The organism is Elusimicrobiota bacterium (assembly GCA_016721625.1).
Lineage (GTDB): Bacteria > Elusimicrobiota > Elusimicrobia > FEN-1173 > FEN-1173 > JADKHR01.
The window spans coordinates 1,886,593-1,912,559 of sequence record JADKHR010000001.1; the positions used below are offsets into that span (position 1 = coordinate 1,886,593).

Below are 25,967 nucleotides of genomic sequence, written 5' to 3' on the forward strand. Positions count from 1 at the left end.
GGTGAGATTATATACAATCCCTTTTCGGGGTGACGGGACCGGCTTCGAACAAATAACGATCATGTCCAAATACGTTTTTGGCAAACGAGGGGGGGGAATGCGGCGTCGATGGTTTCCGGGTTTATTCCTGTTTTGTCTGCTTCGTCCGCTGGCGTTTGCCTATCGAGGGGAGGTGGAAAACATTCCGCCGCGGTCGTATTTTGAGACCGTCCGACGGGAATTGGAGGGGGCCCGAACGTCCATCACCGTGGTCCTCTACCTTTTCTCCCTCCAACCCAATGAATCCCGCTCCCAGGGGTTTAAACTGGCGGAATCCCTCAAGAAGGCCAAAGATCGCGGCGTGGCCGTGGACGTGGTGTTGGACCAAAATTTCGATTTCGTCGGGGAAGAAGGGGCTTCGGTGGCGGCCAAGAACCTGGCGGCCTACACCTATCTGAGAAAGAACGGGATCCCGGTTCACTTTGACGATGCGGCCACCTATACCCACGCCAAGGCGGTGATCGTGGACGGGGAAACGGTGATCGCGGGATCTTCCAATTGGAGCCGGGCCGCTTTCGAAGTGAACGAAGAAACCAACGTTTTGATCCGATCCAAAGAAACGGCCCGGGATATGCTGAAAACGCTCCGGGCTATTCGGCGGGAGGAACCGGCCGATCCTGGGCCCACCGTCCCCGTCCCAGCCGAGTTCCTATTGAACCCTGAATTGTTTGGGCGAATGGTGAGCCAACCGGACGAACGGGCTTTCGATACCTACCTCTTTCTTCTTCGGCAGGCCTCTGATTCCATCCGTTTGGATTATCAGAAAGCGGCGGACCATTTGGGGATTGAATCCATGGGGCGCGAGGCTTATCGGAGGCAAATCAATAAAACGTTGGAAAAACTTCAAGACCGTTACGGGCTCATTTCGGTTTCGAAACGTTTTAACGCGGAAGCGGAAATAACCCTGTCGCCTCTCCCGGCCCAGGAGGTCATGCGGGTGCCCGCGGCCTATTGGGATTTGGGGTGGAACCGGCGATTGAGTTTCGCGGGAAAGGCGTTTTACCTGGTCCACCAACGCGAATCCTCCCATTCGCCCCTGGAGCCTCGGTGGTCCATGAGCCTTCAATCGCTGGCAAGCCGGTACGGCGCGTCCCCGTGGTTCATCAGCCAGGGCGTGACGGACCTGCGCAGGAACAATCTTTTGGAAGTGGAATACGACGAAGCGGGCTTGAACGGGCCGGGGGACCGCGCCCCGAATATTTACACGCTGAACCCCCTTTACGACCCCAAAGAACTGGACCGGTCCCTGGCCGACCTCCGTAATCGATATGGGGCGGCGAAAGTCGAAAGGGCGCAGAAAGCCGCTTCGTTGGTTTACGAAGATTGTTACTTCCTCGGAATACAACGGCTTGTGGAGCTGGAAGACCGTTACGGGCCAGAGCGTATTCAGCGGGCTATGGAAATGGTGGGGGCCAAAAGCCCGGACAATCCCAAAAGAACCATGGGCTACCTGATCGCGACGATCCGGGGGCTGGATTGATCTTCTGATGGACACGGTGTGCACGCATCCATGGCGGAGATGATTGGGTTGAGTCAACAGGCCCGAAAGCGAAGCACCGATGAATCGTTCCAGCCATCGGAAAATTGATGGCTTGGGAACGTTCCCTCCAGCGCAAGCTAATTAACCAAATGCATCCCCACAACCTGGTTCCCTCTCCCGCCTTTGAGGCGGGAGAGGGAAAATCCTGAAAATAAAATCGACAGACACGAGTTCGGATGACGCGGGAAAAGGGGGAGGAACAAAAAGCAAGAACAATTTCTAAAAACCATTGACATTTGTCATTTTGGGCCTAGACTTGGGGGGAACCGGGGGGCAGACCCCCGATGAACCCTTTTGTGACAAACGACCAGGACTTCATCAAGGATTTCCTCATCGAGAGTTACGAAAACCTGGACAAGGTCGACGCTCTGTTGGTTCGGCTGGAAATAACTCCCGGTTCTTCCGAAACTCTGGATGAACTATTTCGGGCCTTCCATACCATCAAAGGCACCAGCCGCATGTTCGCTTTTGAGAAAGTAGAGGCCCTCACCCATGAGGGTGAGGATTTCCTGGCGAAACTGCGGGACGGTCGGCTCCGTTTCAACGCCAAGATCATCGATTCGCTTCTGGCCATCGCCGATAAAACCCGTGCTCTCTTGGGCGTTATTGAGAAAACCGGTGGCGAAACGCCCCCGGGCGCCGGTCCGAACTCCCCACCCTCCAACGCTCCACCCTCGACAGTTCAACCGACAGAAGACGATTTATCCGAGGAACCGGCGGCCCTGGCCGACAGCACCTTGCGGGTGGATGTGGCGGTCATGGACCGGCTCATGGCCCAGGTCGGGGAACTGGTGCTCAGTCGAAATCAGATCGTGCAACGCGCGGCGCTGGACAAGAATCCCCGAACCCAGATCGCCACGCAACGGTTGAATTTCATCACCTCCGAACTGCAGGGCCACGTCATGAAAATGCGGCTCCAACCCATCGCGGCGCTGTGGAACAAAATGCCCCGGTTGGTGCGGGACCTTTCCCTCCGGCTGGGGAAAGAGGTTCGTTTGAACACGACGGGGGCGGAAACCGAATTGGACAAGAAAGTCCTGGAATCCATCAAGGATCCCCTCACCCATTTGCTTCGGAACGCCCTGGACCACGGCATCGAAACGCCCCGCGAGAGGCGGGCGCGGGGCAAGGCTCCCGAGGGGCTCGTGAGCCTTCGGGCCCACCACGAGGGCGGGGTGGTGAAAATCGAAGTGGCGGACGACGGCGGGGGCATCGATCTGGCGCAGATCCGCCGGACGGCGGTGGAAAAACAATTCATCACCGCGGAAGAAGCGGCGGGACTCGACGAGCGGGAAACCATTAAACTTCTCTTCCGGCCGGGGTTCTCCACGGCCAGCGCGGTCAGCAAAGTGTCCGGCCGGGGCGTGGGGCTGGACGTGGTCAAAAGCAACGTTGAACAGATCGGCGGCACCATCGAGGTTCAAACCCAGTTGGGCCACGGCACGGTGTTTCATCTCAAGATCCCCCTCACCCTGGCCATCCTTCCCGCTCTCTTGGTCACCCTGGGTTCAGACCGCTACGCCATTCCCCAGGCCAGCCTCTTGGAACTGATCCGCCTGAAATCACGGGCCGGAGGACCTTCTCTGGAATGGATCGACGGGTCGGCGGTATTCCGACTGCGCGGGAAACTTCTCCCGGTGATTTTCTTAAAACAGGTCTTGGGGGGAGAGCCCCCCGCCAAGGACCGCGCCGACATCACTCTCGTGGTCCTCCAGGCCGGGGAAAGGGCCTTCGGTTTGGTGGTGGACCGCGTGACGGACACGGAAGAAATCGTGGTCAAGCCCCTCGGCCGCCACCTCAAACGCGTATCCGTTTTCGAAGGCGCCACGGTTTTGGGCGACGGAAAAGTGGCGCTTATTTTGGACGTGGCCGGCCTCGCTCACACCGCCCACGTGCTGGCGGGCACGGAAGAATCCGGCTTTTTCACCCCCGCCTCGGCCGCTCCCGAGGCGGCCCCGGCGGTGGAGGCATTCCTCATCGTGCGGGGACCCGACGACGGCCGGGTGGCTCTCCCGTTAAGCCGCGTCGCGCGGCTGGAAGAATTTCCCGCCACGGCCATTGAGCGGGCCGGGCCGGAGGAAGTGATTCAGTATCGCGGGGGGCTCCTTCGGTTGGTTCGTCTTAATTCCGTGCTCAAAGAACGACGGGGGGCTCCGCGCCGGGGGGCCGAACCCGCGCCATCGTCGGCCCTTCAGTCCGTGGTCGTCTGCGGGAAAGAAGACCGTTGGTTGGGTATTTTGGTGGAGCAAATTCTGGACATCAGCGAGGAGCCCCTGGTGGCGCGCGCCGCGGGAAAGCGTCCCGGGGTGGCGGCCACGGTGGTGCTTCGCGGGCGCGTGACGGAAATCCTCGATGTGGATTCCCTCCTCGCCCGGGCGGATTCGGTCCCCGCCCCTGGAGCGGGCCTGTGAGCGCCCGATGCACCTTCCATATCGGACCTTTCTATTTCGGGATACCCGTGGAGGCCGTCCAGGAGGTTCTGCGCGGGCAGACCCTCACGCCCGTGCCTTTGGCTCCCCCCGCGGTGAAGGGCCTTTTGAACCTGCGCGGGGACATCGTCACGGTCATCGATCTTCGGGAAACCCTGGGGATCCCCCATACAGGCGCGGGATCGCCCCCTCTCCACGTGCTGGTCCGGGACCGAGGCGAAGTGGTCAGCCTGTGCGTGGACCGCATCGGCGAGGTGGCCGAGGCGGAGGATTCGCTTTTCGAATCTCCGCCGGAGACCCTCCAGGGGACGGCGAGGGAATTGATTCGCGGGGCCTATAAACTGTCGGATCGACTGCTTTTGGTTTTGGACGTATCGAAGGCGATGGAGACGGCCGAACGAGGTTCGTCGGCCGGAAGTTCCTCTACGGGAGGTTTGACATGCGAATGACACTCGTTCAAAAAATTTACGGAATCAGCGCCTTGGGTTTGGCGTCCACGTTTTTGGTCAGCGCGGTGATCTTTGTGGGTTTCGCCATCCTGGAATCGGGGCTCAAGGAAGTTTCGGGCATTAATGCCGCGCTTCGAAGCCACATGGGCACCGACATGATGCACGACGCCGTTCGTGGGGACGTGCTCTCGGCCCTCCTGGCCCAAACCGCCGGGGAACGGCGGCGGGTGGAGGAAGACTTCAACCGGCATGCCGTCCAACTGATTTCCTACGCGGCGGAAAACCGGGTTCGCGGCGCCACCCAAGTGCTCCGGGAATTGGCGCAAACCATCGAGGAGCAGGTCCGCCGCTACGAATCCACGGCGCGGGAAATCGTGGCGTCGGCCGGGGAGCGACCGGCCGAGGCGCGAGCGCGATACCCGGCCTTTCGGGAACAGTTCTTAAGTTTGGAATCGGCCCTCGAAAAACAGGGAGATTTAATAACGGACGAAACCCGGGGAATCGAACGCAATCGTTTGCTCCACGCCTCCCGGGGGCGTTGGACGGCCATCATCCTTTGCTTGCTGGTGCCTCCGATGCTTTTCCTCGCGGCGTTCTTCTCCGCCCGGTCCATTCGGCTGACGCTTTCCCAAACGGCCCGGGTCCTTCAAGAGATTGCCGTGGGGGACGTGGAGGCGCGCCTGGCGTCGTCCGGTAAGAACGCCCAGGAAACCATGGCGCAGTCGGCCAGCGTGTCGGCCTCCGCGGAAGAAGTTTCTAAAAGCAACCAGACGGTGGCCACCGGAGTGGAGGAAATGGCGGTGTCCATTCGGGAAGTGGCCAAAAGCGCCCATGAGGCGGCCCAGGTGGCCACGGCCGGTGTCAAAATCGCGGAAGCCACCAATGCCACCGTGGCCCGCTTGGGGGAGTCCTCGGCGGAAATCGGCAAGGTGGTGGACGTCATTAACGCCATCGCCGAGCAGACCAATCTGTTGGCCCTGAACGCCACCATCGAGGCCGCCCGGGCCGGCGAGGCCGGCAAGGGGTTCGCGGTGGTCGCCAACGAGGTGAAGGAACTGGCGAAGGAAACCAGCAAGGCGACGGATGAAATCCGACAAAAAATCCAGATGATCCAAAACGACACCGAAAGTTCCGTGAAAGCCATCGTGGAAATCTCGGGGATCATCAAACAAATCAATTCCTTCCAGGGAACCATCGCCGGGGCGGTGGAGGAGCAGTCGGCCACCACCAGCGAAATCGGCCATTCAGCCGCCGAGGCCGCCCGGGGGTCCGTGCAGATCGTTCAAAGCATCAGCGAAGTGGCGCGCATGGCCAAGGCCACGGTGGCCGACACGGAAACCATGCGCCAGTCCGCCGCCTCGCTCCGGGACAAAATGTCCACGGAACTGGAGAAGGCGGTGGGCCGGTTGGAAGGGAAAAGCGCGGCGGATCTTTTGGCGTTCTGGCGTTCCTCCGGAGGGCCGGTTTGAAAGCAAACGATTTCCTGTTCATGCGCGAACTGATGCGCCGGGAGGCCGGCGTGGCGTTGGAGGACGGAAAGGCCTATCTGGTGGAATTGCGCCTGCGCCCTTTGGCCCGGGAAGCGGGGTTGGTTTCCCTGGAGGAGCTCGTGGCCCGATTGCGTTCAAGTCCGGTGAATGGGCTTCATCGCCAAGCGGTGGAAAGTTTGTTGTGGCACGAGACCCGCTTTTTTCGCGACGAGAACACCTTTGATCTTTTGCGGCGTTGGCTCTTGCCCCAGCTCCTGGAGCGGGTTTCCAACAAAAGGCCCTTGGCGTTTTGGTCCGCCGCCTGCGCCGGGGGCCAGGAACCCTACAGCCTGGCTCTCTTGCTCAAAGAGGCGCTTCCGGAAGGAACGCCGTTTCGAATCCTGGCCACGGATATTTCCGAGGCCGCCTTGGCGCGGGCCGAACGCGGGGTTTACAGCGCCCTTGAAATGAACCGGGGATTGCCGTCGGGCTTGCGGGACCGGTACTTCACGCCCGAAGGGGGCGAATGGCGGATCGCCGAGGAGGTTTGGCGGCTGGTGGAGTTCAAAAAGGTCAACTTGGCCCGGGATTGGCCGTCCCTGGGGGACATGGACGTGATCTTCCTAAAAAACGTCCTGATCTATTTCGACCTGGAAACCCGCCGCGAGGTTCTGGCCCGGGTTCGGAAAACCCTGCGGCCGGGAGGGACACTTTTTCTCGGAGGGACCGAACTCGGGTGCATGAGCGATCCCGCTTTTCAACTTGTTCAACGGGAACGCGCCTGGTGCCATCAACTTCCCCTGGACCCGGGGGGAAAAAGGAAGGACGCATGCGATTAAACATCCTGGTGGTGGACGACAGCGGCGTCATGCGCAAAATGGTGCTCCGCGCTTTGACGGAATCGGGTTTGGATCTCGGGACGGTGTTTGAGGCCGCCAACGGGCGGGAAGGTTTGGCGGTGATCGAACGGGAGAAGCTGGACGTGGTCCTCCTGGACATCCACATGCCGGTGATGACGGGGGAGGAACTGTTCCGTCTTCTGAGGTCTTCGCCAAAAACGAAAACCCTTCCCGTGGTCTTTATTTCCAGTGAGTCCAGCTCGGCCCGCATTGAAACGCTTATGGAGATGGGCGCGGGTTTCATCCACAAGCCCTGGACCGCGGAAGACTTTCGCGCCCAGATCCTGGCCGTCACGGGAGCCGTTCGTGAATGATCGGGACGATTTTCTTTATCGGGCCGCCGTGGAGACCTTGGAAAGCCTTTGTTCGATGGTGCCGGTTTTGGACTCCCCCCGGGCGGCCGCTCCTCGGGAGGCCGCCGTGGGCGTCGCCTTTGAAGGGCCCCGCCGGGGGCGGCTGGATTTGGCGTTTCACGGGAAAGCCGCCACGGACGTGGCAGCTCGCCTGACCGGAGAAGCGCCGGAGAGCCCGGACGGACAAGACGCCCTGGCGGAGGTGGCCAATGTGATTTGCGGCAACGTCCTGCCGGCCCTGTTCGGGTCCGAGTCTTTGTTCCGCATGGGTCGGGCCGACCCCGCGCCGGATCGGGAACGCGCCGGGTCCGGACCGCTGGCGTTTGCCCGCGTCCCGTTTCCTTCGGGCTTGGTGGAATTGCGGGTATGGGTGGAGGAGGAGCATTAAATTCTTATGAAACCGGTGCGGGTTCTTATCGTGGACGATTCCGCCGTGCTCCGCCAGCTTTTAAGGGAAATCGTTCAGTCCGATCCGCGGTTGATGGTGGCCGGGGAATCGGCGACCGGGGAAGACGCGCTGGCGCGCCTTGATGAGGCGGCGCCGGACGCGGTGACGCTGGACGTGGAAATGCCGGGATTAAGCGGCCTGGACGTGTTGGACCGCTTGCGGCGACGGCGGCCCACCCTGCCGGTGGTGATGTTCAGCCACCTCACCGAACGGGGTTCCCGAGCCACCTTGGAAGCCCTCTGCCGCGGCGCCTCCGATTACACGCCGAAACCCACTCCGTCGGAGGGGCTCGACGCCGCTCGGGCCGCCATTCGAACCCAGCTCATCCCGAAACTTTTGGCTTTGGTGAAAAACGGTTCTTCCGACGCGCCGGCCGTCCCGCCGCCGCGCTTGGTCAAACCCCGGCACCGGCCGGAACTGTTGGCCATCGGCGCCTCCACCGGCGGACCGAACGCCCTGTCCCAGCTCCTGAAAGGCCTGGGGAAAAGGTTTCCCATCCCCATCGTCATCGTTCAACACATGCCGCCCATGTTCACCCAGTGGCTGGCCGAGCGGCTCACGCGGGAATCCAGTTTCCAAGTGCGGGAGGGCGAGGCGGGCGGGGCCCTGGAACCCGGGGTAGCCTGGTTGGCGCCGGGAAATCGGCATCTGGTGGTGAACCTTTCCGGCGCGCGGCCGCGGGTGGACGTGACGGAGGATCGGCCGGAAAATTCTTGCCGCCCTTCTGTGGACGTGCTTTTCCGGTCCGTGGCCGCCCTGGGTCCTCGCGCCTTGGGCCTCGTCCTCACCGGTATGGGACAGGACGGGTTAAAGGGAGCCCTGGCTTTGCACGACGCGGGGGCCGCCGTTTTGGCCCAGGACCAGGCCACGTCGGTGATCTGGGGGATGCCCGGCGCCGTGGCGCGCGCGGGGTTGGCCGAAGAAGTCCTGCCCTTGGACCAAATGGCGGCCCGTGTTCGGGTCCGCCTGGGAATGGAGGAGGAAACCCTATGAAAGTTTCGACGCAGATCCAAGCGGCTTTGGCGTGCGTTCTTCTCACGTCGGCGGGCCTCACCGGTCTCGCCCTCTGGGGCACCACACGGGCGCTGGAACGAACCACCACCTTTGAACGAGCCAACGTGGCCGCATTTCACCGCGCCGCGGGACTGCATGAACGGGTGCGGAACACGTCTTTGTTTTTGCGCGATCCCGTGGTGAGGGAACTCGAATGGCAGGCCAAGGAAAGCGAACTGCGCGTGAGCCAGGGCGTTCGGGCCCTGCGCCAGGAACTCTTTCTGTTCCGACGGTTTGCGGTGATGGCCGGGGTGTTTTCGGTGGTCCTGATGTCTCTCTTGGCGTGGGCGGTGGCCCTGCTCGTGGTCCACCCGGTTTCGCTCATGGTCCGCGCGCTTCAAGAATCCTCCGACGCCGGGGGCCCGGCGGGAAAAATCAGCGGCGACGTGGGTGTCCTGGCCGAATCGTTTCAAGAGTTCGTCCATCGCGTGCGCGCTCGTTTGTCTCCATTGGCCGACGCCGTGGCCCTCATGAGCCAGGAGTCCTCCGAATCGGCCCGCCAGGCCAACGCCGTTTCGGAAATGAGCGCGCGCGTCAACGAGAGCGTAGCCCTGGTGGCCGCGTCGGTGGAAGCCATGGACGCACGGTTCAACGGGGTGTCGCTCCGGCTGAACGGCGTGGCCCAGAGCACCGCCGACGCCGTGGCTTCCGCCCAAACGGCGGACGCCGCCGTCGCCGCCTTGAGCCGCCAGGGAAGCGAAATCCGCCGCATCGTCGATCTGATTCAAAACGTTTCGGGAAAAATAAACCTGCTGGCGCTGAACGCGACCATCGAGGCCGCCCGGGCCGGGGTGGCCGGAAAGGGGTTCGCCGTGGTGGCCGGCGAGGTGAAAGAACTGGCGAAAAAGACCTCTTCCGACGCCGCCGAGATCGCCCGCATCGTCGCGGTGTTTTCCGCCGATACGGGAAAGGCGTCCAAAGCCATCGGCGACATCACGACGACCATCCAGGAGATCAGCGGGGCCCAGGGCGAGGTCACGGAGTCCGTGCGGGAGCAGTCGGTCACCCTTCACGAGATCGGCCAGTCCCTGGCGGACGCGGCTCGCGGCACCGGGGAAATCGCCCAGGGGGTCGCCCAAGCGGCCCGCAGTTCGGAAAGCATGTTGCGACGAATCGCCCACACCGCCGGCGCCGCCGCGACCCTGGCCCTGATGACGGAAAAGCTGGAAGGGTTGATTCGAAAACTCAAGCGGCACGCGCCGGGCCAAAACCAGGAGGGGACCCATGGAAACCGATGACGCGCTACTGCAAGAATTTATCCGCGAGTCGGTGGATAATATCGCTCTGGCGGAAAAGGCCTTGGCGCAACTGGCCGCCGATCCCGCGGACCCGAAGGCGGGAACGCCCGTGTTTCGGGCCGTGCACACGCTGGCGGGGACGGCCGGATTCTTCGGTTTTGAACGGCTGGGCCTTTTGGCTCATGAGGGAGAACGATTTCTGGGACCCTGGCGGGACGGAGTTCCTCCCTCGCTGGAACGCCGGAATTTGGCCGCCGAACTCTTGGACGCCATTCGGGGCGCCGTGTCCCGGGTGGCGGCGGGCGGCCCCGAAGGGCCGGAGGATTTCAAGGCGCTCCGGGCGCGCCTCCGCACCGCCGCCCTGGCGGAGGCCTGACCGTGCGCGCGCTGGTGGTGGACGATTCCCGCGCCATCCGGCTGTTGTTGCGCCGGATGTTGACCGAACTGAACCACACGGTGGTGGAAGCTTCCGATGGAAAGGAAGCGCTGGCTCTGCTCCGGGGGGGCGAACGGCCCGACGTGGCCTTGGTGGACTGGAACATGCCGGAGATGGACGGCGTGGCGTTGATCCGCGCGGTTCGCTGTGATCCGGCCTTGAGCGCGGTCCGGCTCATGGTGGTCACCACCGAAATGGAAGTGGGGCGCGTGGCGGAAGCTCTTGAGGCCGGGGCCCAGGATTATATTTTGAAACCTTTGACCATCGAGAATCTCAAAATAAAACTGGCGGGGGTGGGGGCATGACCCGTTCCCGGGAATCAGCGGTCTCTCCGGGGCATGGGTCCACGGTGTCGGCCGCGGACATGGCGTATCTGGCGGATCTGGTTCGCCGGGAAGCGGGGATCATGCTGGCGCCGGACCACGGCGTTTTCGTTGAATCACGGTTGGCCCCCCTGGTGTGGCGGGATCGCTTGCCTTCACTGGCCGCGCTGGTGGCCGAATTGCGCGCGGCGGCGCCGGGGCCCCGCCATCGGGAAGTGGTGGCGGCCCTGGCCATACCCGAAACAAACTTTTTCCGGGACGGACTTCCCTTTGAACTCCTCCGCCGGGTGGTTTTGCCCTGGCTCATGGAACAACGGGCGAATGAACGGCGGCTCTCCTTTTGGTGCGCCGCGGCCGCCACGGGCCAGGAAGCCTACAGCTTGGCCATGCTTTGCCGGGAACAGAAAGGCGTTCCTTCCCCCTGGGTTTGGGAAATCCTCGGGACCGACCTATCCGAAGACAACGTGCGCCGGGCGGCGGCGGGGATCTATTCGGAATCGGAGGTTCGCCGGGGTTTGGACCCCCCCCACCTTTCCACCTATTTTGAAAAACAGGGAAAGGAATGGCGGGTGAAAGAGGATCTCCGCGTCCTGGTCCATTTTCGGCCGTTCAATTTGGTCGCTCCATGGCCATCTCTTTCCTCCATGGATTTAATCCTCCTCCGGAACGTCACCATGTATTTCGATACGGCCACCCGCCGAACCGTTTTTTCCAAGGCCCACGAGGCGCTTCGCCCTGACGGGTTCCTTCTTTTGGGAGCGGGCGAAACGGCCCAGGAGGCCGGGGACCTTTTTGATCTCTATCAATGGAACGGCGTCGCTCTCTACCGGCCGCGCGGCGCGCCTTCCGGTCCACGGGAATTGGCCGCGGAATCTGTCAACCGTTCGGGGGCCCTATGAGCGACGATTATTCCGGCACAGGAAGTTTTGTTGTTTTTGACGGCGGAGGGGCCGTGGTGAAGGCCAGCGCCGAGCTGTCTCGTTGGCTCGGCTACGGCGAGTCCGAACTGGTGGGCCAGCCGGCGAAACTGATATTAGGGCGCCGGGCTCCCGACCTTCCGGACCTGGACTCGCTGGAAAAAGCCTTGGGTGGAGGGGGGCCCGTAAGCCTTCTGGCTCAGGACGGGCGAGAGGTTCCCGTTCGGATCACCCTCAAACGGACCCCCGCTCCCATCGGCAACGACGTGTGGTGCGTACTCACGGCTGAGAACGTTCCTGTTTCTCGCCCGGCGGCGCCGAAAACTCTGGCGGCTCCCAAAACCTCGGCACCCCCGCCCCCCCCGCCCCCCGCGCCGCCGGCCGTTCCGCCGAAGAGTTCCTCCCCACCGGCGGTGTCCGTCCCCGCGGCCCCCCCGACGCCCGTTCGCGCCTCCGCGCCCGGGGCTTTTTTGACGCCGACGTTCCTCGTCAATATGAGCCACGAATTCCGCACCCCTTTGAACGGCATCGCCGGTACGGTGGCCATGCTGGCCGAATCGCCGCTTTCCCCTCGGCAGAGGGATTGGGTGAACCTGCTTCGGCAATCCACGGCGTCGCTCGTGCAAGTGATGACGAACGTTCTCGATTTTGCCCGGATGGAGGGCGACGACTTGACTCTCCGTTGGACGGATTTCTCTCTGAACGGCGTGTTGGAGGAGGTTCTGCGTCCCGCCGCCGAGGCCGCCCGGTTCAAGGGACTGGGCTTCCAGGTGACACGTCCGGAAACGGACTTGGTTCTTCGCGGGGACCCTGAACGCGTCCGCCAGGTGTTCGCCCAGTTGGTGGACAACGCCGTGAAGTTCACGGACAAGGGCGAGGTGTCGATCTTGGTTCAAAAGGAAAACGAAACCGAGCGCGATCTTCAACTCCGGTTCGTCGTTAAAGACACGGGGCCCGGCGTGCCAATGGCGGACCGCGCGAAACTGTTCAACGCTTTTTCCCAGCTGGACGGGTCTTCGACCCGCGCCCACGACGGGTTGGGGTTGGGTTTGGCCGTGGCCCAGAGGCTCACCGCCTTGATGAAAGGAACGCTTCATGTGGAAGGAGAGGAGGGGCAGGGCGGCGTGTTCGTGGCGGTGCTCCCGCTGGACAAATCCGACCGCCCCCTCGTGCCGGCCCCGGCGCCGGTGTCCGGGAGCCGAGCGGCGGCTCCCTCGCTCCCTCGGCGCCATTACCGAATTTTGATCGTAGAGGATAACGCGGTCAACCAAAAAGTGGCGCTCTTGCTGTTGGAAAAACTGGGATACACGGCGGAACTGGCGGACAACGGCCAGCAGGCCGTGACCGCCTTTGAGAACGGGGTGTTTGACCTCATCTTGATGGATTGCCAGATGCCCGTTCTGGACGGTTACCAGGCCACCATCGAGATGCGAAAGCGGGAAGGCCAAAAACGGCACGTCCCGATCCTGGCGGTGACGGCGAACTCTTCCGACGAAGACCGCGAAAAATGTTTCGCCTCCGGCATGGACGAATACATCACCAAACCACTTTCCATCGACCGCCTTTCTTCCCTTCTCGCCAAATGGGACGTGTCGGTGGAGGCCGAGGCGTTGAACGGTTTAAAGGATTTGGGGGCCGAAACCTTTCCCCAGATTCGGGATCAATTCCTCACCCAGTCCCTGGAACAAATGGATCAGCTGGGCAAAGCGGTGGCGGCGGGGGACTGGAAGGCGGTCCACGCGCTTTGCCATAAAATCAAAGGAAGCAGTGGGACCTTCGGCGCGGTGCGGATGCAACGCCTCTGCCGACGGGGGGAGGAAGCCGCTTCCCAGGAAAAGGGGAAGGATCTCGCGTTCCTCGCCGACGCTCTCCGGGAGGAATTTGAGCGCGTTCGGTTGTTCCTTCAGTAAGAGCTGAGGGCGGCGCGGCGGAACACCGCGCCGATGCGGGCGAGGATGATGCCGGGTTTGACGGGTTTCGCCACGTAATCGTCCGCGCCGAGGGAGATGGCGTACTCCTGGCTCCGGTCGTCGTCCGTGGCGGTCAACATGATCACCGGAAGCTTGACCATCCCCATTTTTCGCCGAAGCATCCTGAGAACGCCGAACCCGTCGATTCCCGGCATGTCCAGGTCCAGGAGCATGAGGTCCGGCGCCTTTTCGGCGGCCATGGCCAAGGCTTGGAGGCCGTCGGCGGCTTCTTCCACCACATATCCCTGGGTTTCCAGCGTTTTGCGGACAATGGTTCGAATCAGCGGATCGTCGTCCGTCACGAGGACCCGAAGTTTTGGCGTGTCTCCCACCGCGGCGTCCGCCGGTTTTGGGTCCGGGGATTTATCCGCGATTGATTTCCGAATTTCCAATTCGAGATAGGGCTGGACTTCGGAGAGCGTGGTGTCCCCCGAAGCGAGGTGCCAGAGGGCGTCGGCGTGGAAGGTGTGAATCGCGTCGGTTTCCAGGGCCACTCGATGGAGTTCCAGGGGCGACGCGCCGCTCAAAATCTTTTTCTGAACCTCTTCGTTGATTTCCAAAAGTTCCACCAACGCCAAGCGGCCCCGGTAGCCCGAGAAATTGCACTCTTCACATCCCGAGGCGCGTTGGTAGGCGGGATCCCCGTCTTCGGCTTTAAAGGCGGCGACGACGGCGGGATCCCAGGCCTTTTCTTCCACGGGTTTCCGGCAGGCGGGGCAGAGCCGCCGAACCAGGCGCTGGGACAGGATAAGTTTCAAGACCGGCGCGAAGCGTTCCGCCGCCAGGCCCATGTCGATCAGTCGGTTAAGGCCGGCGAAGGCGTCTTCGGTGTGCAGGGAGGAGACCACGATCCGGCCGTTCCCCGCCGCTTGAAAAGCCACGTTCGCCGTTTCCGCGTCCCGCAGTTCTCCCACCAACAAGAGTCGGGGTTCGTTGCGGAGCGCGGCGCGGAGCGCGGTCGCGTAGTTTAACCCCAATTTTTCGTTCACTTGCACCTGGGGGATGCCCGGAATTTTGAATTCGATGGGATCTTCGACGGTGGCGGATTTCGCTCCCGCGGCGTGCCAGGGGGTGAGCAGGGCGTAGAGCAAGGTCGTCTTCCCGGACCCGGCCGGGCCGGTGACCAAAAGGGCCCCCTGGGCGGCTTTGCCGAAATCTAAAAGTTTTTCAATCAAGGCGGGGCGGAACCCCAGCGTTTCCAACGGGCGGGCCGCCACGCGCTCGTCCAGAACCCGAAGCGTGAGTCGTTCCCCGGTGACCGACGGCCGCGTGAAAAGCCGCAGTCCCACCTCGCGCCCGGCCACGCGCAGATTCACGCGCCCTTCCTGGGGTCTCAGGTGTTCCGAGACGTCGAGGCCCGCCAGGGCTTTGAAACGCGTCGCAATAGGCCCCTCCGCCATGGGCTTGGGGAGGGTGAGAATGGTGCGGAGCATGCCGTCGATCAGGAAGCGGATTTCGCTGGCGTTTCGCCCGTGTTCCAGGTGGATTTCGGCGGCTTCCAGGGCGACGGCCTTGGTGATCACATCGTTGACGAACCGCTCCATGGTTCCCGCGGCGTCCAGGCTTCGGTTCACTTTTCCATCGACGTCGACGACCTCCATCGTCTCGTCCATGTCCAGCTTTTCGATCAAGTCCACCATCCGCATGTTGTCGGAGTAGCATTCCGCGATCAGCGCTTCGATCTTTTCCGGCAAGGCGAAACAAGGTTCCACTTCCCGCGCCGACATCAGCCGCACGTGGTCTTTGGCCGCGGCGTCCAAGGGATGCCCCATGGCGACGGAGATGACGTTGTTATTGAGATGGAGCGGCAGGAGCTGAAGGTTTTCGCAGACGGAAGGCGTGAGCAGAGAAAGCGCCATCTTCTCCACGTTTTTAATGGAGAGGTCGATGCAGGGGATGCCGAAGGTTTCCGTGACGGCGGCGGCCAGCTGGTCCCAGGTCACGGTTTTTCCGCGCAGAAGCGCCTGGGCCAAAGAGGGTTCGCCGGATTTCCGGATTCCGTCTAAAACGTCGGGCGGAAGGCCCAACGTTTCCACGGCTTTCAAAATCCAATCGTCCTTGTATCGAGGTTCGGTTGTCATCGTGAAGAGAGACGCAAAGCTTATTTCTCCTTTATTTTCGCCAGGGACCGATCATTTCACCAGGGCCAGCAAAGATTCCATGGTGTACGGTTTGGAATGGACCGAGGCCGCGCCCGCGGCTCGGAAGGCGGCTTCTTCCGGGCCTCCCGCATCGTGCCCCGAATAAATGGACACCGGAATCGACCGCGTGGACGGATCGCGTTTCAAGGTCTTCAGCGCTTCCAGGCCGCCCAACACCGGCATCTCCGCGTCGAGGATGATGAGATCGGGTTTTTCCGCCCGGGCTTTCTCCACGGCCACCGCCCCGTTCGGAGCGTCCACCACCGTGTGGCCACCTTTTTCGAGCATCGCCCGCGCGATCTTCAGCAATAGCGCGGAGTCGTCCGCGATCAATACTTTGGCCATGGGCCTCCCCTCAATATTTCCCGCGGGGCCCACGGGCCCAGGGGGGTCGCGATACTGAAGCATAAGTCCAATCCGGCCGTCCCGCAAGGGGAAAATGAGCGGCTGGATTTGGTACATTGGGCCCCATGAAACATCGTCCATGGATTCCCGCTCTCTTTGTTTGTCTCCTGGCCGGGGGGCTGCGGGCGGAAGAAAAGGCGGATTCCGCCTATTTGGAAGATCGGCTGGCCGTGGCCCGGTCGGAACACCTGAGCCAAACGGCGGAATGGCGCCGTTTGGGCCATTACCGTCACGGGATCTTCGGTTGGACCAGCGAACAGGATGGTCCGGACTTTTTCCTTTCGCCCCGGGGAAAGCGGGACCCTGAGGCGGAACTGGAGGCCACGATCCGGGCCTTCTTTGCTCCCGCGTCTCCCGATACGGAGAAAACCTCCCATGCCCAGTGCCATTTTCCTGCCCGCTACGCTTGGCTGAAAGGACGGCTGGCCTTTGACCCCGCGCGACTGCCGGAACAGGCCTGTCCCCGTTTCGAATCATGGCGGGAACGGCTCGCGCCCGGTTCGGTTTCGCTCATTTTCGCCTCGGCCTACCTGTCCAATCCCGCTTCCATGTACGGCCACACCTTTCTGAGGTTGAATCGAAAGGACCGGCCTGAAACGGAACGGTTGAACGATTATTGCGTGAATTTTGCGGCGGACACGCCCACCTCCAACGGGGTGGTGTTCGCCGTGAAGGGCCTTTTCGGAGGTTACGCGGGGATTTTCTCAACGATCCCCTATTACATGCAGGTCCAACGCTACAACAACATCCAAAGCCGGGACCTGTGGGAGTATGACCTTGTTTTGAGCTCTGCGGCGTTGGATCGGTTGGTCCGGCACCTCTGGGAGATGGGCGGCGCCCGGTTCGATTACTTTTTCTTAACGGAAAACTGTTCCTACGCTCTCCTCCCCCTGCTGGAGGCGGCCGATCCGTCGCTCCGCTTGTCGGAGCGGTTCCACGTGAAGGTGATCCCGGTGGACACCGTGCGCGCGGTTTTGGATTCGCCGGGACTCGTGGGGGAGCGGCGGATGCGTCTTTCCCAAACCCGTTCGGTGTTGGCCCGGCGGAGCCTTCTAACTTCCTCTGAGGTTTCCGCGGCGGAACGGATCGGGCGGGAAAAAGAACCGCCTTCTTTTCCCAGCGTCGCCGGGCTGGTGCCGGAACGCCAGGCGCTGGTCCTGGATGCCGGGTTGGACCTGTTCCGATACCGGCATGGGTTCTCGCGCTTTCAATCCACCCAGGCCAACGAGGCCGAACGAAGGATCCTGATCCGGCGGGGACAAGTGGCGGTGGACCCCGGCCAGGTGCCGGAACCGCCCCTCTCCCCCGACGCGCCTCCCGAGTCGGGCCATCGGACCGGCCGCATCGCGCCCGGCCTTGGGCGAAACCGGGGGATCCTTTTTGAGGAGCTTTCGCTTCGCCCGGCGCTCCAGGATTTTTTGGACGATCCCACCGGGTACGTCCCCGCCAGCCGACTGGAAATGTTCCACCTCATCCTCCGCCACCGGGAGGACCGCGACCGCGTGTACGTGCAACGGCTTGGCATCGTGGACATTCAATCCATGCCGCCACTGGATTCTTGGGTGAAGGCCCCCTCCTGGAAAGCGTATTTGGGTTTCGACGCGGCCGAGGACCGGCCCCGCGCCCCCGAAAACGCCCTGGCGTTCCGGGCCGCCTACGGCAAGGGGGTTTCGGTGGGGAACGCCGGGCCGGGCGGGGTTTTGGGTTACGCCTTGGGGGAGGGGGAGTTCGGAGCGGGACCGGTGTTCGACCAGGGGTTCCGGACGGGTGTGGGGGCTACCGCGGGTCTTCTCTGGCGGCCGTTCCTCCGGGTGCGGTTGTGGGCCGAGGGCGGGGCCTGGCGGTACTTCTGGGGAGACGTGGACGGCGTGCCCCGTGGAACCGTGGGAATTTCTGTTGATGCGACGAATCGACTGGGGTTTCGAGCGCGGTTCCGCCGGGACGGCGAAGCGAGGGAAACCCTGTTCAGTTTGGCGTGGTTTCTTTGAACGCCTTTTCAAAGAAGGCCGCGATCGTCGCTTCGTAGGCTTGTCCGGCTTTGCGGCGGCATTCCATGTGGCCCGCGTCGGGGATCAACCAAAGTCGTTTGGGTTCGCGCGCCCGGGCGAACAGTTTCTCCGACATCCAACTGGGCACCACGCGGTCGGTGGTGCCGTGAATAAAGAGCAGGGGTCGGGGGGATATCTTTTCCACCCAATCCCAAGGGTCTAATTTCCGACGAACGAAAAGCGGCGGGAACACCCAGGCGAAGGGCCAGCTGATCACGCTTTGTTTCATGGCGTGGGCGGCCGCGGCCCGATAAGTGGTGAAGCAGGCTTCCAACACCACCGCCTTGACCTCGGGTTCCTTGGCGGCCACCACGCTCGCCACCGCCGCCCCAAGGGATTGGGCGAATATTCCCACCGGAGCCGTGGACAGGGCCAGGGCCCAACGAACGCTGGCCTGGCCGTCTTCGATGGTGCGGGCTCGGTTCGGCTTTCCTTCCGAAACCCCGTAGCCCTGGTAATCAAACACCAACACGTTGAAACCGCGCCGAACCAAAAAATAGCTGGCTGGGAAATGGTTGGACACGTTCGCGAAGTTTCCATGGAAGTGAACGATGGTCCCCAAGGCCGGCCCCTGGGCGGGAAAATGAAGGGCGGAAATCATTCGTCCGTTGGCCGTGGGGTAGCTGACCAGTTGGCAGGTCAGGCCGAGCTTGTCCGGATCGGCGTAGAGGACGCGGTTGGGGTAATAAAAGATGCGTTCGACGCCGCAGGCCGTGAGGGCAAAGAGGGCGGCCGCCAGAAAAAGATGGATGCGACGGGGGAACATGCCCCCACTTTGCCAAAAACGGAGAGGTCCCGAAAGCGTTTGCAGGAGTCTCCGGATTCACTACAATGTTTTCATTGTTTTTAAAACGATTAAGGAGGAACGGATGAAGAAATGGATTCTTGTGGCCCTGGCGTTGACGCCCATGGCGTCCTTTGCCGGGAAAAACCACCCCATGGGGGGGTGCGGGTTGCTCTATATGGCGGGGCTCCGTGAAAACAAACCAGGCCCCCAGATCGTGGCGTCCATTTTCAACGCCTCGATGGGCACCCAGACCTTCGGGATCACGTCGGGAACGTCGGGATGCACGGAAGAAGGGCTGGTGGCCTTGAGCGTGGAGACCGAAGTCTATGCGGCGGCCAACTTCAAAGATCTCCAACGCGAGATCGTGGCCGGCGGCGGGGAATTCCTCGTGGGGTTCGCGGACCTGCTGGGCGTGCGCGCCGAGAAACGGCCGGAACTATTCCAGGTCCTGCAGGAAAAATACACGTCGCTCTTCCCTTCGGCGGATTCCGGCTCCCTGGAAATGTTGAACGCGCTCAGACAAGAACTGGCCCAACGGCCGGATCTTTTGGCCTAAGGAGGAGATCCCATGAAACGAATTCTTGCTATCTGTTTGATCGCCCTCCCGTCCATCGCCCTCGCGGCGGGGAAGGCCAAGGGCCCGAATTACCCCATGGCGGGGTGCGGTTTGGCTTATGTGTTGTTCTCGAAAGACAACAACACCCAGGGCGTCCAAATCCTCGCCGGGACCACGAACAACCTTTACGGCACCCAGAGTTTCGGCATCACCTCGGGGACGTCGGGGTGCGCGGAAGGCGGGCTTTTCACCGCCAGCCGTGAAAGCGAAGTCTACGCCGAGGTCAACTTCCGCCAATTGCAGTCGGAGATCGCCGCGGGGAAAGGCGAGTATCTGAACGCCCTGGCCGGGCTCCTTGGGGTGAACGCGGAACGACGGACCGAGTTCTTTCAACTGGCGCGCGTGCGCTACTCTTCCCTCTTCCCGTCGCCCGACGCGGGGTCCACGGAACTGTTGGAAGGGCTGACGAAAGCGCTTCAGGACCATCCGGAGTTGATGGGATAATAGCCTTGCGGTTTGGGCAAGAGCATTGCCCTATGGAATAGCGGCAGATCGCCCGATGAATCGGGCAACTACGCCGTCATAAGAACATATTAAAAGAGGGGGGAGCGGCGCGAGCCGCTCCCCCCTCTTTATGTTTCTGGAGATCTTTTACTTTTTCGGCGGGGCTTCCTCTTCGAATTCGGGGTCGCCCATCCCCTCCGGCGGACCCTCGTGACCTCGTCCGGGCGTCCAGCCCTTCTTTCCCGCTTCCCGACCGGGGCGGAGGGCCATGAACTTTTTGAACTGGTCGGGGGTCAATATTTCCCGGACTCTTAGAATTCCCTCCAGGCGGAGATCCGCGAGTTTTCCATGGACCTCTTTTAACTGATCGTTTAACTGATGGACGGCGTTTTTGTCCAGGGTGGGTTTTTCAAGTTCGGTTTTTATCGCTTCGCGTTTTTCTTTCATGGCGGTCCACAGCTGTTTCATTTCGGCGCGATGATCGCGGCGGTGGGCTTCCAGCTGTTTGACCTGTTCATCGCTCAGTCCCAACTCCGTTTTCATCTTCTCGCGCATTTCGGCGCGGTCGCGGCGGGTCCCGCTCGTGGATTCTTTTGGCGCGGCGGCCACCCAGGTTCCGAGGAACCCCAGGGCGAGCCACACTCCTGCTTGTTTTAATTTCATGGCGAACCTCCTTAAAGAAAGCTTGCTTCTATTTCCGTGCCGAAACCTGCTTCTTCCTCGGGGTTACCCGAATAGGTGAGATCCATGGAGAGGTCCGCGCCAGTGGTCGGCCGGGGACCGGAGGAGCGGGGGAGGGCCAGGAAAAGGGCCCCGGCAAAGGCCAAGCCGCCGGCCCAGGCCCAAGGGCGCAGGCCCAGAGGGGCGCGCCAGGACGAACGTTCAGGGTTTTCCACCTGGGCCATGACGCGCTCCGCGAATCCGGCGGGGGCGGGGACGTCTCGGAACGGGAGGAAAATCAGCTCCTGCTTTTCCAAAACGTCCCGACAGGCCGGGCATTGGGCCAGGTGCGTCCGGACGGCGGCGCTTTGGACGGGGTTCATTTCACCGTCCCGGTAGGCGAAAAGCGTTTCGATGGGCAGGTCGTGGGTCATGGGTGGTCTCCGCTTGTTTGGACGACGCGGGATTCGGAAAAGTGTCCCGCGGCCAGGCGTAGGGATTCCCGCGCCCGGCGGAGGCGGGATTTAACGGCGTCCAATGAGAGTTTGAGCGCGGTGGCTAGTTCGTCATAAGAAAGTCCCTGGACCTCGCGGAGGGTGAGAACAAGGCGATCTTCCGGGCGAAGCTGATCAAGAACCTGCCGCGCCAGGTCGGTCTGTTCCGTCTCCCGGGGGGGCGCCGGGGTTTCCCCCGCGAACTCGCCTCGGGTTTCAACCATGGCGTCGAGCGATTCCGCGGGGCGTCGGGAACGCGCTTTCAGGAGGTCCAGGGAATGGTGGTAGGCCACGCGGTAAAGCCAGGTGCTGAAAGAAGATTCGAAGCGAAAATCCCCCAGGCGGCGGAACACCTTAATAAAGATTTCCTGGGCGGCGTCTTCGGCGTCGGTGGGGTTTTTCATGAGGGACAGGCAAAGGCCGTACACCCGGTCTTGGTGGAGGCGGACAATGTCCACGAAGTCCTCGGGGTGGCCCGAGAGGATGCGCTGGATGATTTCTTGGTCGTTCGTTGGGGTGTTCATGGGCCTACCATTATAGACGATGGGGGGTGGGGAAAAGTGTCGGGGATCAATGCTTCAGCTTTGACCCCTGTTTTTCTTAGACCTCCCCCTGGCCCCGGATCAGCGGCCATGCCGCCCCAGGTGCCCGGTGCTCCGCACCGGGCCCTCCTTGGGAAGGAGGGGGGAAAAAGAAGCAGGGCGGGGCGCCGTTTGGGCGGCTGATTGGGAAGGCGGGGGGAAAAAGAAACGGGGCTTGAATGGGATGAATGGGCTTGTCTTGGGGGTTCCCTCCCCTTTACAAGGGGAGGGGGAGGGAGGGGTGTTTTTAGAGCAGGACGAGGTTGTTGCGGTGGATGACTTCGGCGGGGGCGGGGCGGCCTAGAAGAGGTTCGATTTCGGCGGAGCGGCGGCCTTGGATTTTTTTCAGGTCGGAGGCGTTAAAAACGGTGAGGCCTCGGGCCAGTTCTCGGCCGTCGGGGGTTACCACTTTGACCGTGTCGCCGGCACTGAAGGCGCCTTCCACTCGTTTAATTCCGCTGGGCAACAAGCTTCGCTTGTTTTCCGTTAAGGCGCGGACGGCGCCTTCGTCCAAGTGCAAGGCGCCCCGGACTTTTCGGCCGAAAGCGATCCAGCGTTTGCGGGCGGAAAGGGCTTCCGGGCTGGCGACGAAACGGGTGCCCACGCCTTTGCCCTCTAAAATGTCCCGGACGATGCCGGGTTTTCGGCCGGAGGCGATCCAGACCTCGACCCCGGAGGCCATGGCGAGCCGCGCGGCGGAGAGTTTGGAGGCCATGCCTCCCACGCTTTTGGCCGACCCGGTGCCCGCCTGGACCAGGGCTTCGATGTCGGGGGTCACTTGGAACACTTCGGGGAGAAGCCGGCCGTCGGCGCCGGTGCTGGTGAGCAGGCCGTCCACGTCGGTCAAAATGAACAGGTGGTCGGCGTCCATTTTGGCGGCCACCAGGGCCGAGAGCGTGTCGTTGTCCCCGAACTTAATTTCCTGGGTGGCGACCGTATCGTTTTCGTTGATGATGGGCAGGACGTGCCGCTCTAAAAGCGCGGTGAGGGTGTTTCGGATGTTGAGGTATCGTTCCCGGTCGTCGAGATCGGCCCGCGTCAATAGGATTTGGGCGATGGTCACGCCGGCGGGGGCGAAGGCCCCCTTGTAGGCTTCCATCAGCGCCACTTGGCCCACGGCCGCGGCGGCTTGTTTATCTTTTAAGAGGGTGGGGCGTGCTTTCCAGCCGAAGGCGTCCATGCCGGCCCCGATGGCGCCGGAGGTCACGAGGATCGGGGCGTAGCCCTTCTTCGAAAGGTCGACCAATTCCTGGGCCAGCTCTCGGATGCGGGGGAGGTGGAGCCCTCCCTCGGGCCTGCTCAAAATGGCTGTGCCGACCTTCACGACGATTCGTTTCATGTTCGGGTTACCGCCGTTTGAGCGAGGGGCTGAAGGGAAACTGGTGATCCCCCACGGTCACGAGATCGCCGGGCCGGGCGCCTTCCCGGGTCAAGGCCGCCTCCACGCCGATTTTGTTGAGAATGTTTTGGAACCGCGACAGGCCTTCGTCCTGGTGGAAGTTCGTCACCGCCACAAGCCGGGCGACCTTTTTGCCCGTGACGAGCCATGCGTTCTCGCCCAGCTTTTCCACCTGGTAATCCGGTTCGATCACGATGTCCATGGCCTCTGGAACGAAAGCGGGGGGAGGCGGCGCCACCTTGAGGGCTCGGGTCACCGCCACCAGGAGTTCCTTAACGCCTTTTCCCGTGGCCGAAGAGAGGGGAATAATTTTTTCTTTCTTGCAGGACCGTTGGAACGCCGCCAGGGCTTTGTCGGCTCCGGTCAAATCCATCTTGGTGGCGGCGACGATTTGGCGGGTGGCCGCCAGGCGTTTGGAATGGGCGGCCAGTTCTCTGTTCAGCGCCCGGAAGTTTTGGGCGGCGGTTTTTCCGTCGAAGCCAAAGACGTCCACCAGATGGATCAAGACCCGCGTCCGTTCTACGTGGCGAAGGAACTCGTCGCCCAACCCCTTGCCTTGATGGGCGCCTTCGATGAGGCCGGGGATGTCGGCGATGACAAAGGTGGAGCCGCCCACGTTCGCCACCCCGAGGTTGGGCGTGAGCGTCGTAAAGGGGTAGTCCGCGATTTTGGGCCGGGCTTGGGTCACCACGGAAAGGAAGGTGGACTTGCCTGCGTTCGGGAACCCCAACAAACCCACGTCGGCCAGGAGCTTCAATTCCAGGTTGAAATGGAAATCCTGGCCGGGCTCGCCCTTTTCCGAAAGGTGCGGGGCGGTGTTGATGGCGGTTTTGAAGGTCACGTTGCCGCGGCCGCCATGGCCGCCTCGGGCGGCTAAAAAGCGGTCTCCCGGCGATTTGAGGTCGGCCACCCGTTTGTCGTCCCGGAACAGAAGAGTGCCGGGAGGCACGCGGATGATGAGGTCTTCCCCGCTGGCGCCGGTTTGGTTTTGGCCCCGGCCGTTCTCCCCCGGCACGGATTTAAAAAGGGGACGATAGGTGAAATCGTAGAGGGTGTTTTTCTGGGGGTCGGCTTCGATCCAGACGTCGCCGCCCTTGCCGCCCGATCCGCCGTCCGGGCCGCCCATTTCGACATATTTTTCGCGGCGGAAAGAGAGGCAACCGTCCCCTCCCTTCCCAGACACCACATGAATTTTGGCTCGATCAATAAACATGACAGGCTCCGAAAATGACCATCTCTTTACCGTTCTCGCCCAGCCGAAGGTCGCCCCATAAATGGGGCAACGACAAACGGGTTGCCCTTCCGAAAAAGACAGACCCCAAGGCTCGCGGGAGCCTTGGGGTCTTGGAAAGAAACGTCGCCGCGCTTAAGCGTTTGTTGGAACGGGGTAAACCGAGACGCATCGCCGTCCGACCCCTCGTCGACCGGGAGTTCCCCGCATCCACTCGAACTTCACGATGCCGCTGATTTGGGCAAAAATGGTGTCGTCCTTGCCCTTCAGCGTGTTGTGGCCCGGAGCGATGGGACTGCCCCTCTGCCGCACGATAACGGACCCGGCATGAATTTTTTCCCCGCCAAAAACTTTGACCCCCAGGCGTTGTCCTGGGGAATCGCGACCGTTGGAGGTAGACCCTTGGGATTTTACGGATGCCATATTACGCTCCGGCGCTGACGGTTTTGATCAGGACTTCGGTCAGGTTCTGCCGGTGGCCCTGTAGTTTTTTGTAACCCTTCTTGCGCCGTTTCTTGAACACCAAGACTTTCTTGTCCCGAAACTGGCGGACGACTTGCCCGGAAACGGTGGCCCCGGCAACGGTGGGGCGACCCGCCTCGGCTTTGTCGCCGTCCTTCAAGAACAGCACATCCGAAAATGTCACGTCTTCGCCCACGTTTTGCGTGAGCTTCTCCACGTGGACCCGCTGGCCGGGGATGACCCGGTATTGTTTGCCGCCGGTGCGGATCACGGCATAGGTGGTGGTCGGTTCAGTCATATCGAGCGCCAATAATAAAGAATTTCCCAAAAGGTTGTCAAGGGATAAAAGAAACCCACCCGCCGCCTTAGAGAAAGAGAGGCGGAAGAAAATGGCGTGGCGGGAGAAGCCTTTCAAATCGTTCCCATATGATATACTAATTTCTCGGATGAAATTCAAGTTCCGTATTCTTCCATGACCGATTCCCTTTCCTCGCCCCGCCCCGTTTCCCTCGTCTACGAGCACGACGGGGGGCTCTACGTCAATTTGACGAGCCGGTGTCCCACGGCCTGCGTTTTCTGCATCAAATTTTCCTGGGAGTACCAGTACCACGGCCGGAACCTCAAACTTCCGGGAGAGCCCACGGTGGCGGAAATCCTGGCGGCGGCGCCCGCGGACCTTTCCTCCTATCGCGAAGTGGTCTTTTGCGGGTACGGGGAGTCCACCTACCGAATCGCCGAGATGAAAGAGTTGGCTGTGGCGTTCCGCCGCCGGGGGGCCAAGCGCCTTCGCCTCAATACGGTGGGCCTCGGAAATTTGATTAACGGGCGGGACATCACCCCGGAATTGGGAACTTTTTTGGATACGGTCTCCATCAGTTTGAACACCACGGATCCGGCTCACTACGTGGAAATCATGCGGCCTCTTCCCGCGTTCCGGGACCGCGCCCTGGAGAGCGTGAAAGAGTTCATCCGCCTTTGCGTCCCCCAGGTGCCGGAGACGGTGGTGACGGCGGTGGAGATGCCCGGCGTGGATTTAGCGGGGGTCCGGGCGGTGGCCGAATCGGCGGGGGCTGTTTTCCGCGCGCGGCCCCATCTCGATAAAGACGAGGAGCCGTAAATTTCTGGAACACGGTTTC

Annotated in this window: 27 protein-coding genes; 17 read left to right on the forward strand and 10 right to left on the reverse strand. The window is 62.0% G+C overall.

The window, feature by feature from the left end:
- Positions 1 to 97: 97 nt before the first annotated feature.
- The 13 genes from IPP35_08125 to IPP35_08185 all read left to right on the forward strand — a co-directional run bounded on the left by IPP35_08125 (position 98) and on the right by IPP35_08185 (position 13,503).
- Positions 98 to 1,519: a hypothetical protein gene (locus IPP35_08125; protein ID MBL0059062.1), complete on the forward strand. Its 1,422-nt coding sequence runs from the start codon at positions 98 to 100 to the stop codon at positions 1,517 to 1,519.
- A gap of 344 nt (positions 1,520 to 1,863) precedes the next feature.
- On the forward strand, positions 1,864 to 3,990 hold the full coding sequence (locus IPP35_08130; protein MBL0059063.1) for a chemotaxis protein CheW: 2,127 nt from the start codon (positions 1,864 to 1,866) through the stop codon (positions 3,988 to 3,990).
- Positions 3,987 to 4,457, forward strand: coding sequence for a chemotaxis protein CheW (locus IPP35_08135; protein ID MBL0059064.1), 471 nt, complete (start codon positions 3,987 to 3,989; stop codon positions 4,455 to 4,457). The genes IPP35_08130 and IPP35_08135 overlap by 4 nt, the downstream gene beginning before the upstream one ends.
- A gap of 575 nt (positions 4,458 to 5,032) precedes the next feature.
- On the forward strand, positions 5,033 to 5,926 hold the full coding sequence (locus tag IPP35_08140) for a hypothetical protein (GenBank protein MBL0059065.1): 894 nt from the start codon (positions 5,033 to 5,035) through the stop codon (positions 5,924 to 5,926).
- Entirely contained in the window at positions 5,923 to 6,765 is an 843-nt protein-coding gene (locus tag IPP35_08145) for a protein-glutamate O-methyltransferase CheR (protein MBL0059066.1), read from the forward strand. The genes IPP35_08140 and IPP35_08145 overlap by 4 nt, the downstream gene beginning before the upstream one ends.
- Positions 6,756 to 7,139 carry a response regulator gene (locus tag IPP35_08150; GenBank protein MBL0059067.1) on the forward strand — a complete coding sequence of 128 codons (384 nt, stop codon included), beginning with the start codon at positions 6,756 to 6,758 and terminating at the stop codon, positions 7,137 to 7,139. Before IPP35_08145 ends, IPP35_08150 begins: the two co-directional genes overlap by 10 nt.
- Positions 7,132 to 7,566 (forward strand): chemotaxis protein CheX, encoded by a 435-nt coding sequence (locus IPP35_08155; protein ID MBL0059068.1) that lies wholly within the window; start codon positions 7,132 to 7,134, stop codon positions 7,564 to 7,566. Before IPP35_08150 ends, IPP35_08155 begins: the two co-directional genes overlap by 8 nt.
- Before the next feature lie 6 nt (positions 7,567 to 7,572).
- A complete protein-coding gene (locus tag IPP35_08160; GenBank protein ID MBL0059069.1) occupies positions 7,573 to 8,619 on the forward strand; it encodes a chemotaxis response regulator protein-glutamate methylesterase in 1,047 nt (348 codons plus the stop codon).
- Entirely contained in the window at positions 8,616 to 9,917 is a 1,302-nt protein-coding gene (locus tag IPP35_08165) for a hypothetical protein (protein MBL0059070.1), read from the forward strand. Before IPP35_08160 ends, IPP35_08165 begins: the two co-directional genes overlap by 4 nt.
- Positions 9,904 to 10,293 (forward strand): Hpt domain-containing protein, encoded by a 390-nt coding sequence (locus tag IPP35_08170; GenBank protein ID MBL0059071.1) that lies wholly within the window; start codon positions 9,904 to 9,906, stop codon positions 10,291 to 10,293. The genes IPP35_08165 and IPP35_08170 overlap by 14 nt, the downstream gene beginning before the upstream one ends.
- Before the next feature lie 2 nt (positions 10,294 to 10,295).
- The gene (locus IPP35_08175) at positions 10,296 to 10,658 is read left to right on the forward strand and encodes a response regulator (GenBank protein MBL0059072.1); all 363 of its coding nucleotides are present in this window, start codon (positions 10,296 to 10,298) and stop codon (positions 10,656 to 10,658) included.
- Entirely contained in the window at positions 10,655 to 11,575 is a 921-nt protein-coding gene (locus IPP35_08180) for a protein-glutamate O-methyltransferase CheR (protein ID MBL0059073.1), read from the forward strand. The genes IPP35_08175 and IPP35_08180 overlap by 4 nt, the downstream gene beginning before the upstream one ends.
- The gene (locus IPP35_08185; protein ID MBL0059074.1) at positions 11,572 to 13,503 is read left to right on the forward strand and encodes a response regulator; all 1,932 of its coding nucleotides are present in this window, start codon (positions 11,572 to 11,574) and stop codon (positions 13,501 to 13,503) included. Before IPP35_08180 ends, IPP35_08185 begins: the two co-directional genes overlap by 4 nt.
- On the opposite strand, the gene tadA is transcribed toward IPP35_08185, so the two are convergent.
- Both tadA and IPP35_08195 read right to left on the reverse strand, forming a co-directional pair.
- Positions 13,497 to 15,644 (reverse strand): Flp pilus assembly complex ATPase component TadA, encoded by a 2,148-nt coding sequence (tadA, locus tag IPP35_08190; GenBank protein MBL0059075.1) that lies wholly within the window; start codon positions 15,642 to 15,644, stop codon positions 13,497 to 13,499. The genes IPP35_08185 and tadA overlap by 7 nt on opposite strands.
- Before the next feature lie 51 nt (positions 15,645 to 15,695).
- Positions 15,696 to 16,049, reverse strand: a complete 354-nt coding sequence (locus IPP35_08195; protein ID MBL0059076.1) for a response regulator — start codon at positions 16,047 to 16,049, stop codon at positions 15,696 to 15,698.
- Between the two features lie 125 nt (positions 16,050 to 16,174).
- On the opposite strand from IPP35_08195, the gene IPP35_08200 reads away from it, so the two are divergent.
- A complete protein-coding gene (locus IPP35_08200) occupies positions 16,175 to 18,097 on the forward strand; it encodes a DUF4105 domain-containing protein (GenBank protein ID MBL0059077.1) in 1,923 nt (640 codons plus the stop codon).
- Here IPP35_08200 and IPP35_08205 read toward each other — a convergent pair.
- Entirely contained in the window at positions 18,075 to 18,923 is an 849-nt protein-coding gene (locus IPP35_08205) for an alpha/beta hydrolase (protein ID MBL0059078.1), read from the reverse strand. The genes IPP35_08200 and IPP35_08205 overlap by 23 nt on opposite strands.
- A 103-nt stretch (positions 18,924 to 19,026) precedes the next feature.
- On the opposite strand from IPP35_08205, the gene IPP35_08210 reads away from it, so the two are divergent.
- Both IPP35_08210 and IPP35_08215 read left to right on the forward strand, forming a co-directional pair.
- Entirely contained in the window at positions 19,027 to 19,500 is a 474-nt protein-coding gene (locus IPP35_08210) for a DUF3015 family protein (GenBank protein MBL0059079.1), read from the forward strand.
- Positions 19,501 to 19,512: 12 nt separating this feature from the next.
- The gene (locus tag IPP35_08215; protein ID MBL0059080.1) at positions 19,513 to 20,004 is read left to right on the forward strand and encodes a DUF3015 family protein; all 492 of its coding nucleotides are present in this window, start codon (positions 19,513 to 19,515) and stop codon (positions 20,002 to 20,004) included.
- A gap of 147 nt (positions 20,005 to 20,151) precedes the next feature.
- On the opposite strand, the gene IPP35_08220 is transcribed toward IPP35_08215, so the two are convergent.
- The 7 genes from IPP35_08220 to rplU form a co-directional block, all read right to left on the reverse strand.
- Positions 20,152 to 20,667 (reverse strand): Spy/CpxP family protein refolding chaperone, encoded by a 516-nt coding sequence (locus tag IPP35_08220; protein MBL0059081.1) that lies wholly within the window; start codon positions 20,665 to 20,667, stop codon positions 20,152 to 20,154.
- 11 nt (positions 20,668 to 20,678) lie between these two features.
- Entirely contained in the window at positions 20,679 to 21,098 is a 420-nt protein-coding gene (locus IPP35_08225; protein ID MBL0059082.1) for a zf-HC2 domain-containing protein, read from the reverse strand.
- Positions 21,095 to 21,682, reverse strand: a complete 588-nt coding sequence (locus IPP35_08230) for an RNA polymerase sigma factor (GenBank protein MBL0059083.1) — start codon at positions 21,680 to 21,682, stop codon at positions 21,095 to 21,097. Before IPP35_08230 ends, IPP35_08225 begins: the two co-directional genes overlap by 4 nt.
- Positions 21,683 to 21,986: 304 nt before the next feature.
- Positions 21,987 to 23,078 (reverse strand): glutamate 5-kinase, encoded by a 1,092-nt coding sequence (gene proB, locus IPP35_08235; protein MBL0059084.1) that lies wholly within the window; start codon positions 23,076 to 23,078, stop codon positions 21,987 to 21,989.
- A 7-nt stretch (positions 23,079 to 23,085) separates the two neighbouring features.
- Entirely contained in the window at positions 23,086 to 24,351 is a 1,266-nt protein-coding gene (gene obgE / locus IPP35_08240; GenBank protein MBL0059085.1) for a GTPase ObgE, read from the reverse strand.
- A gap of 153 nt (positions 24,352 to 24,504) precedes the next feature.
- Entirely contained in the window at positions 24,505 to 24,792 is a 288-nt protein-coding gene (gene rpmA / locus IPP35_08245; protein ID MBL0059086.1) for a 50S ribosomal protein L27, read from the reverse strand.
- A 1-nt stretch (position 24,793) separates the two neighbouring features.
- A complete protein-coding gene (gene rplU, locus IPP35_08250) occupies positions 24,794 to 25,129 on the reverse strand; it encodes a 50S ribosomal protein L21 (GenBank protein ID MBL0059087.1) in 336 nt (111 codons plus the stop codon).
- A 174-nt stretch (positions 25,130 to 25,303) separates the two neighbouring features.
- On the opposite strand from rplU, the gene IPP35_08255 reads away from it, so the two are divergent.
- Complete coding sequence (locus tag IPP35_08255) at positions 25,304 to 25,948, forward strand: radical SAM protein (GenBank protein ID MBL0059088.1); 645 nt, start codon at positions 25,304 to 25,306, stop codon at positions 25,946 to 25,948.
- Positions 25,949 to 25,967: the final 19 nt, after the last annotated feature.

What these genes read in the sequence shown, in the direction of transcription:
- IPP35_08130 (MBL0059063.1), top strand. Translation starts at nt 1,864, where the DNA reads ATGAACCCTTTTGTGACAAACGACCAGGACTTCATCAAGGATTTCCTC.
- IPP35_08225 (MBL0059082.1), bottom strand. Translation starts at nt 21,098, where the DNA reads ATGACCCACGACCTGCCCATCGAAACGCTTTTCGCCTACCGGGACGGT.
- IPP35_08170 (MBL0059071.1), top strand. Translation starts at nt 9,904, where the DNA reads ATGGAAACCGATGACGCGCTACTGCAAGAATTTATCCGCGAGTCGGTG.
- rpmA (MBL0059086.1), bottom strand. Translation starts at nt 24,792, where the DNA reads ATGGCATCCGTAAAATCCCAAGGGTCTACCTCCAACGGTCGCGATTCC.
- proB (MBL0059084.1), bottom strand. Translation starts at nt 23,078, where the DNA reads ATGAAACGAATCGTCGTGAAGGTCGGCACAGCCATTTTGAGCAGGCCC.
- IPP35_08220 (MBL0059081.1), bottom strand. Translation starts at nt 20,667, where the DNA reads ATGAAATTAAAACAAGCAGGAGTGTGGCTCGCCCTGGGGTTCCTCGGA.
- IPP35_08140 (MBL0059065.1), top strand. Translation starts at nt 5,033, where the DNA reads ATGCTTTTCCTCGCGGCGTTCTTCTCCGCCCGGTCCATTCGGCTGACG.
- IPP35_08255 (MBL0059088.1), top strand. Translation starts at nt 25,304, where the DNA reads ATGACCGATTCCCTTTCCTCGCCCCGCCCCGTTTCCCTCGTCTACGAG.
- IPP35_08165 (MBL0059070.1), top strand. Translation starts at nt 8,616, where the DNA reads ATGAAAGTTTCGACGCAGATCCAAGCGGCTTTGGCGTGCGTTCTTCTC.
- IPP35_08125 (MBL0059062.1), top strand. Translation starts at nt 98, where the DNA reads ATGCGGCGTCGATGGTTTCCGGGTTTATTCCTGTTTTGTCTGCTTCGT.
- IPP35_08195 (MBL0059076.1), bottom strand. Translation starts at nt 16,049, where the DNA reads ATGGCCAAAGTATTGATCGCGGACGACTCCGCGCTATTGCTGAAGATC.
- IPP35_08205 (MBL0059078.1), bottom strand. Translation starts at nt 18,923, where the DNA reads ATGTTCCCCCGTCGCATCCATCTTTTTCTGGCGGCCGCCCTCTTTGCC.
- IPP35_08200 (MBL0059077.1), top strand. Translation starts at nt 16,175, where the DNA reads ATGAAACATCGTCCATGGATTCCCGCTCTCTTTGTTTGTCTCCTGGCC.
- obgE (MBL0059085.1), bottom strand. Translation starts at nt 24,351, where the DNA reads ATGTTTATTGATCGAGCCAAAATTCATGTGGTGTCTGGGAAGGGAGGG.
- IPP35_08215 (MBL0059080.1), top strand. Translation starts at nt 19,513, where the DNA reads ATGAAACGAATTCTTGCTATCTGTTTGATCGCCCTCCCGTCCATCGCC.
- IPP35_08160 (MBL0059069.1), top strand. Translation starts at nt 7,573, where the DNA reads ATGAAACCGGTGCGGGTTCTTATCGTGGACGATTCCGCCGTGCTCCGC.
- rplU (MBL0059087.1), bottom strand. Translation starts at nt 25,129, where the DNA reads ATGACTGAACCGACCACCACCTATGCCGTGATCCGCACCGGCGGCAAA.
- IPP35_08230 (MBL0059083.1), bottom strand. Translation starts at nt 21,682, where the DNA reads ATGAACACCCCAACGAACGACCAAGAAATCATCCAGCGCATCCTCTCG.
- IPP35_08150 (MBL0059067.1), top strand. Translation starts at nt 6,756, where the DNA reads ATGCGATTAAACATCCTGGTGGTGGACGACAGCGGCGTCATGCGCAAA.
- tadA (MBL0059075.1), bottom strand. Translation starts at nt 15,644, where the DNA reads ATGACAACCGAACCTCGATACAAGGACGATTGGATTTTGAAAGCCGTG.
- IPP35_08180 (MBL0059073.1), top strand. Translation starts at nt 10,655, where the DNA reads ATGACCCGTTCCCGGGAATCAGCGGTCTCTCCGGGGCATGGGTCCACG.
- IPP35_08185 (MBL0059074.1), top strand. Translation starts at nt 11,572, where the DNA reads ATGAGCGACGATTATTCCGGCACAGGAAGTTTTGTTGTTTTTGACGGC.
- IPP35_08210 (MBL0059079.1), top strand. Translation starts at nt 19,027, where the DNA reads ATGAAGAAATGGATTCTTGTGGCCCTGGCGTTGACGCCCATGGCGTCC.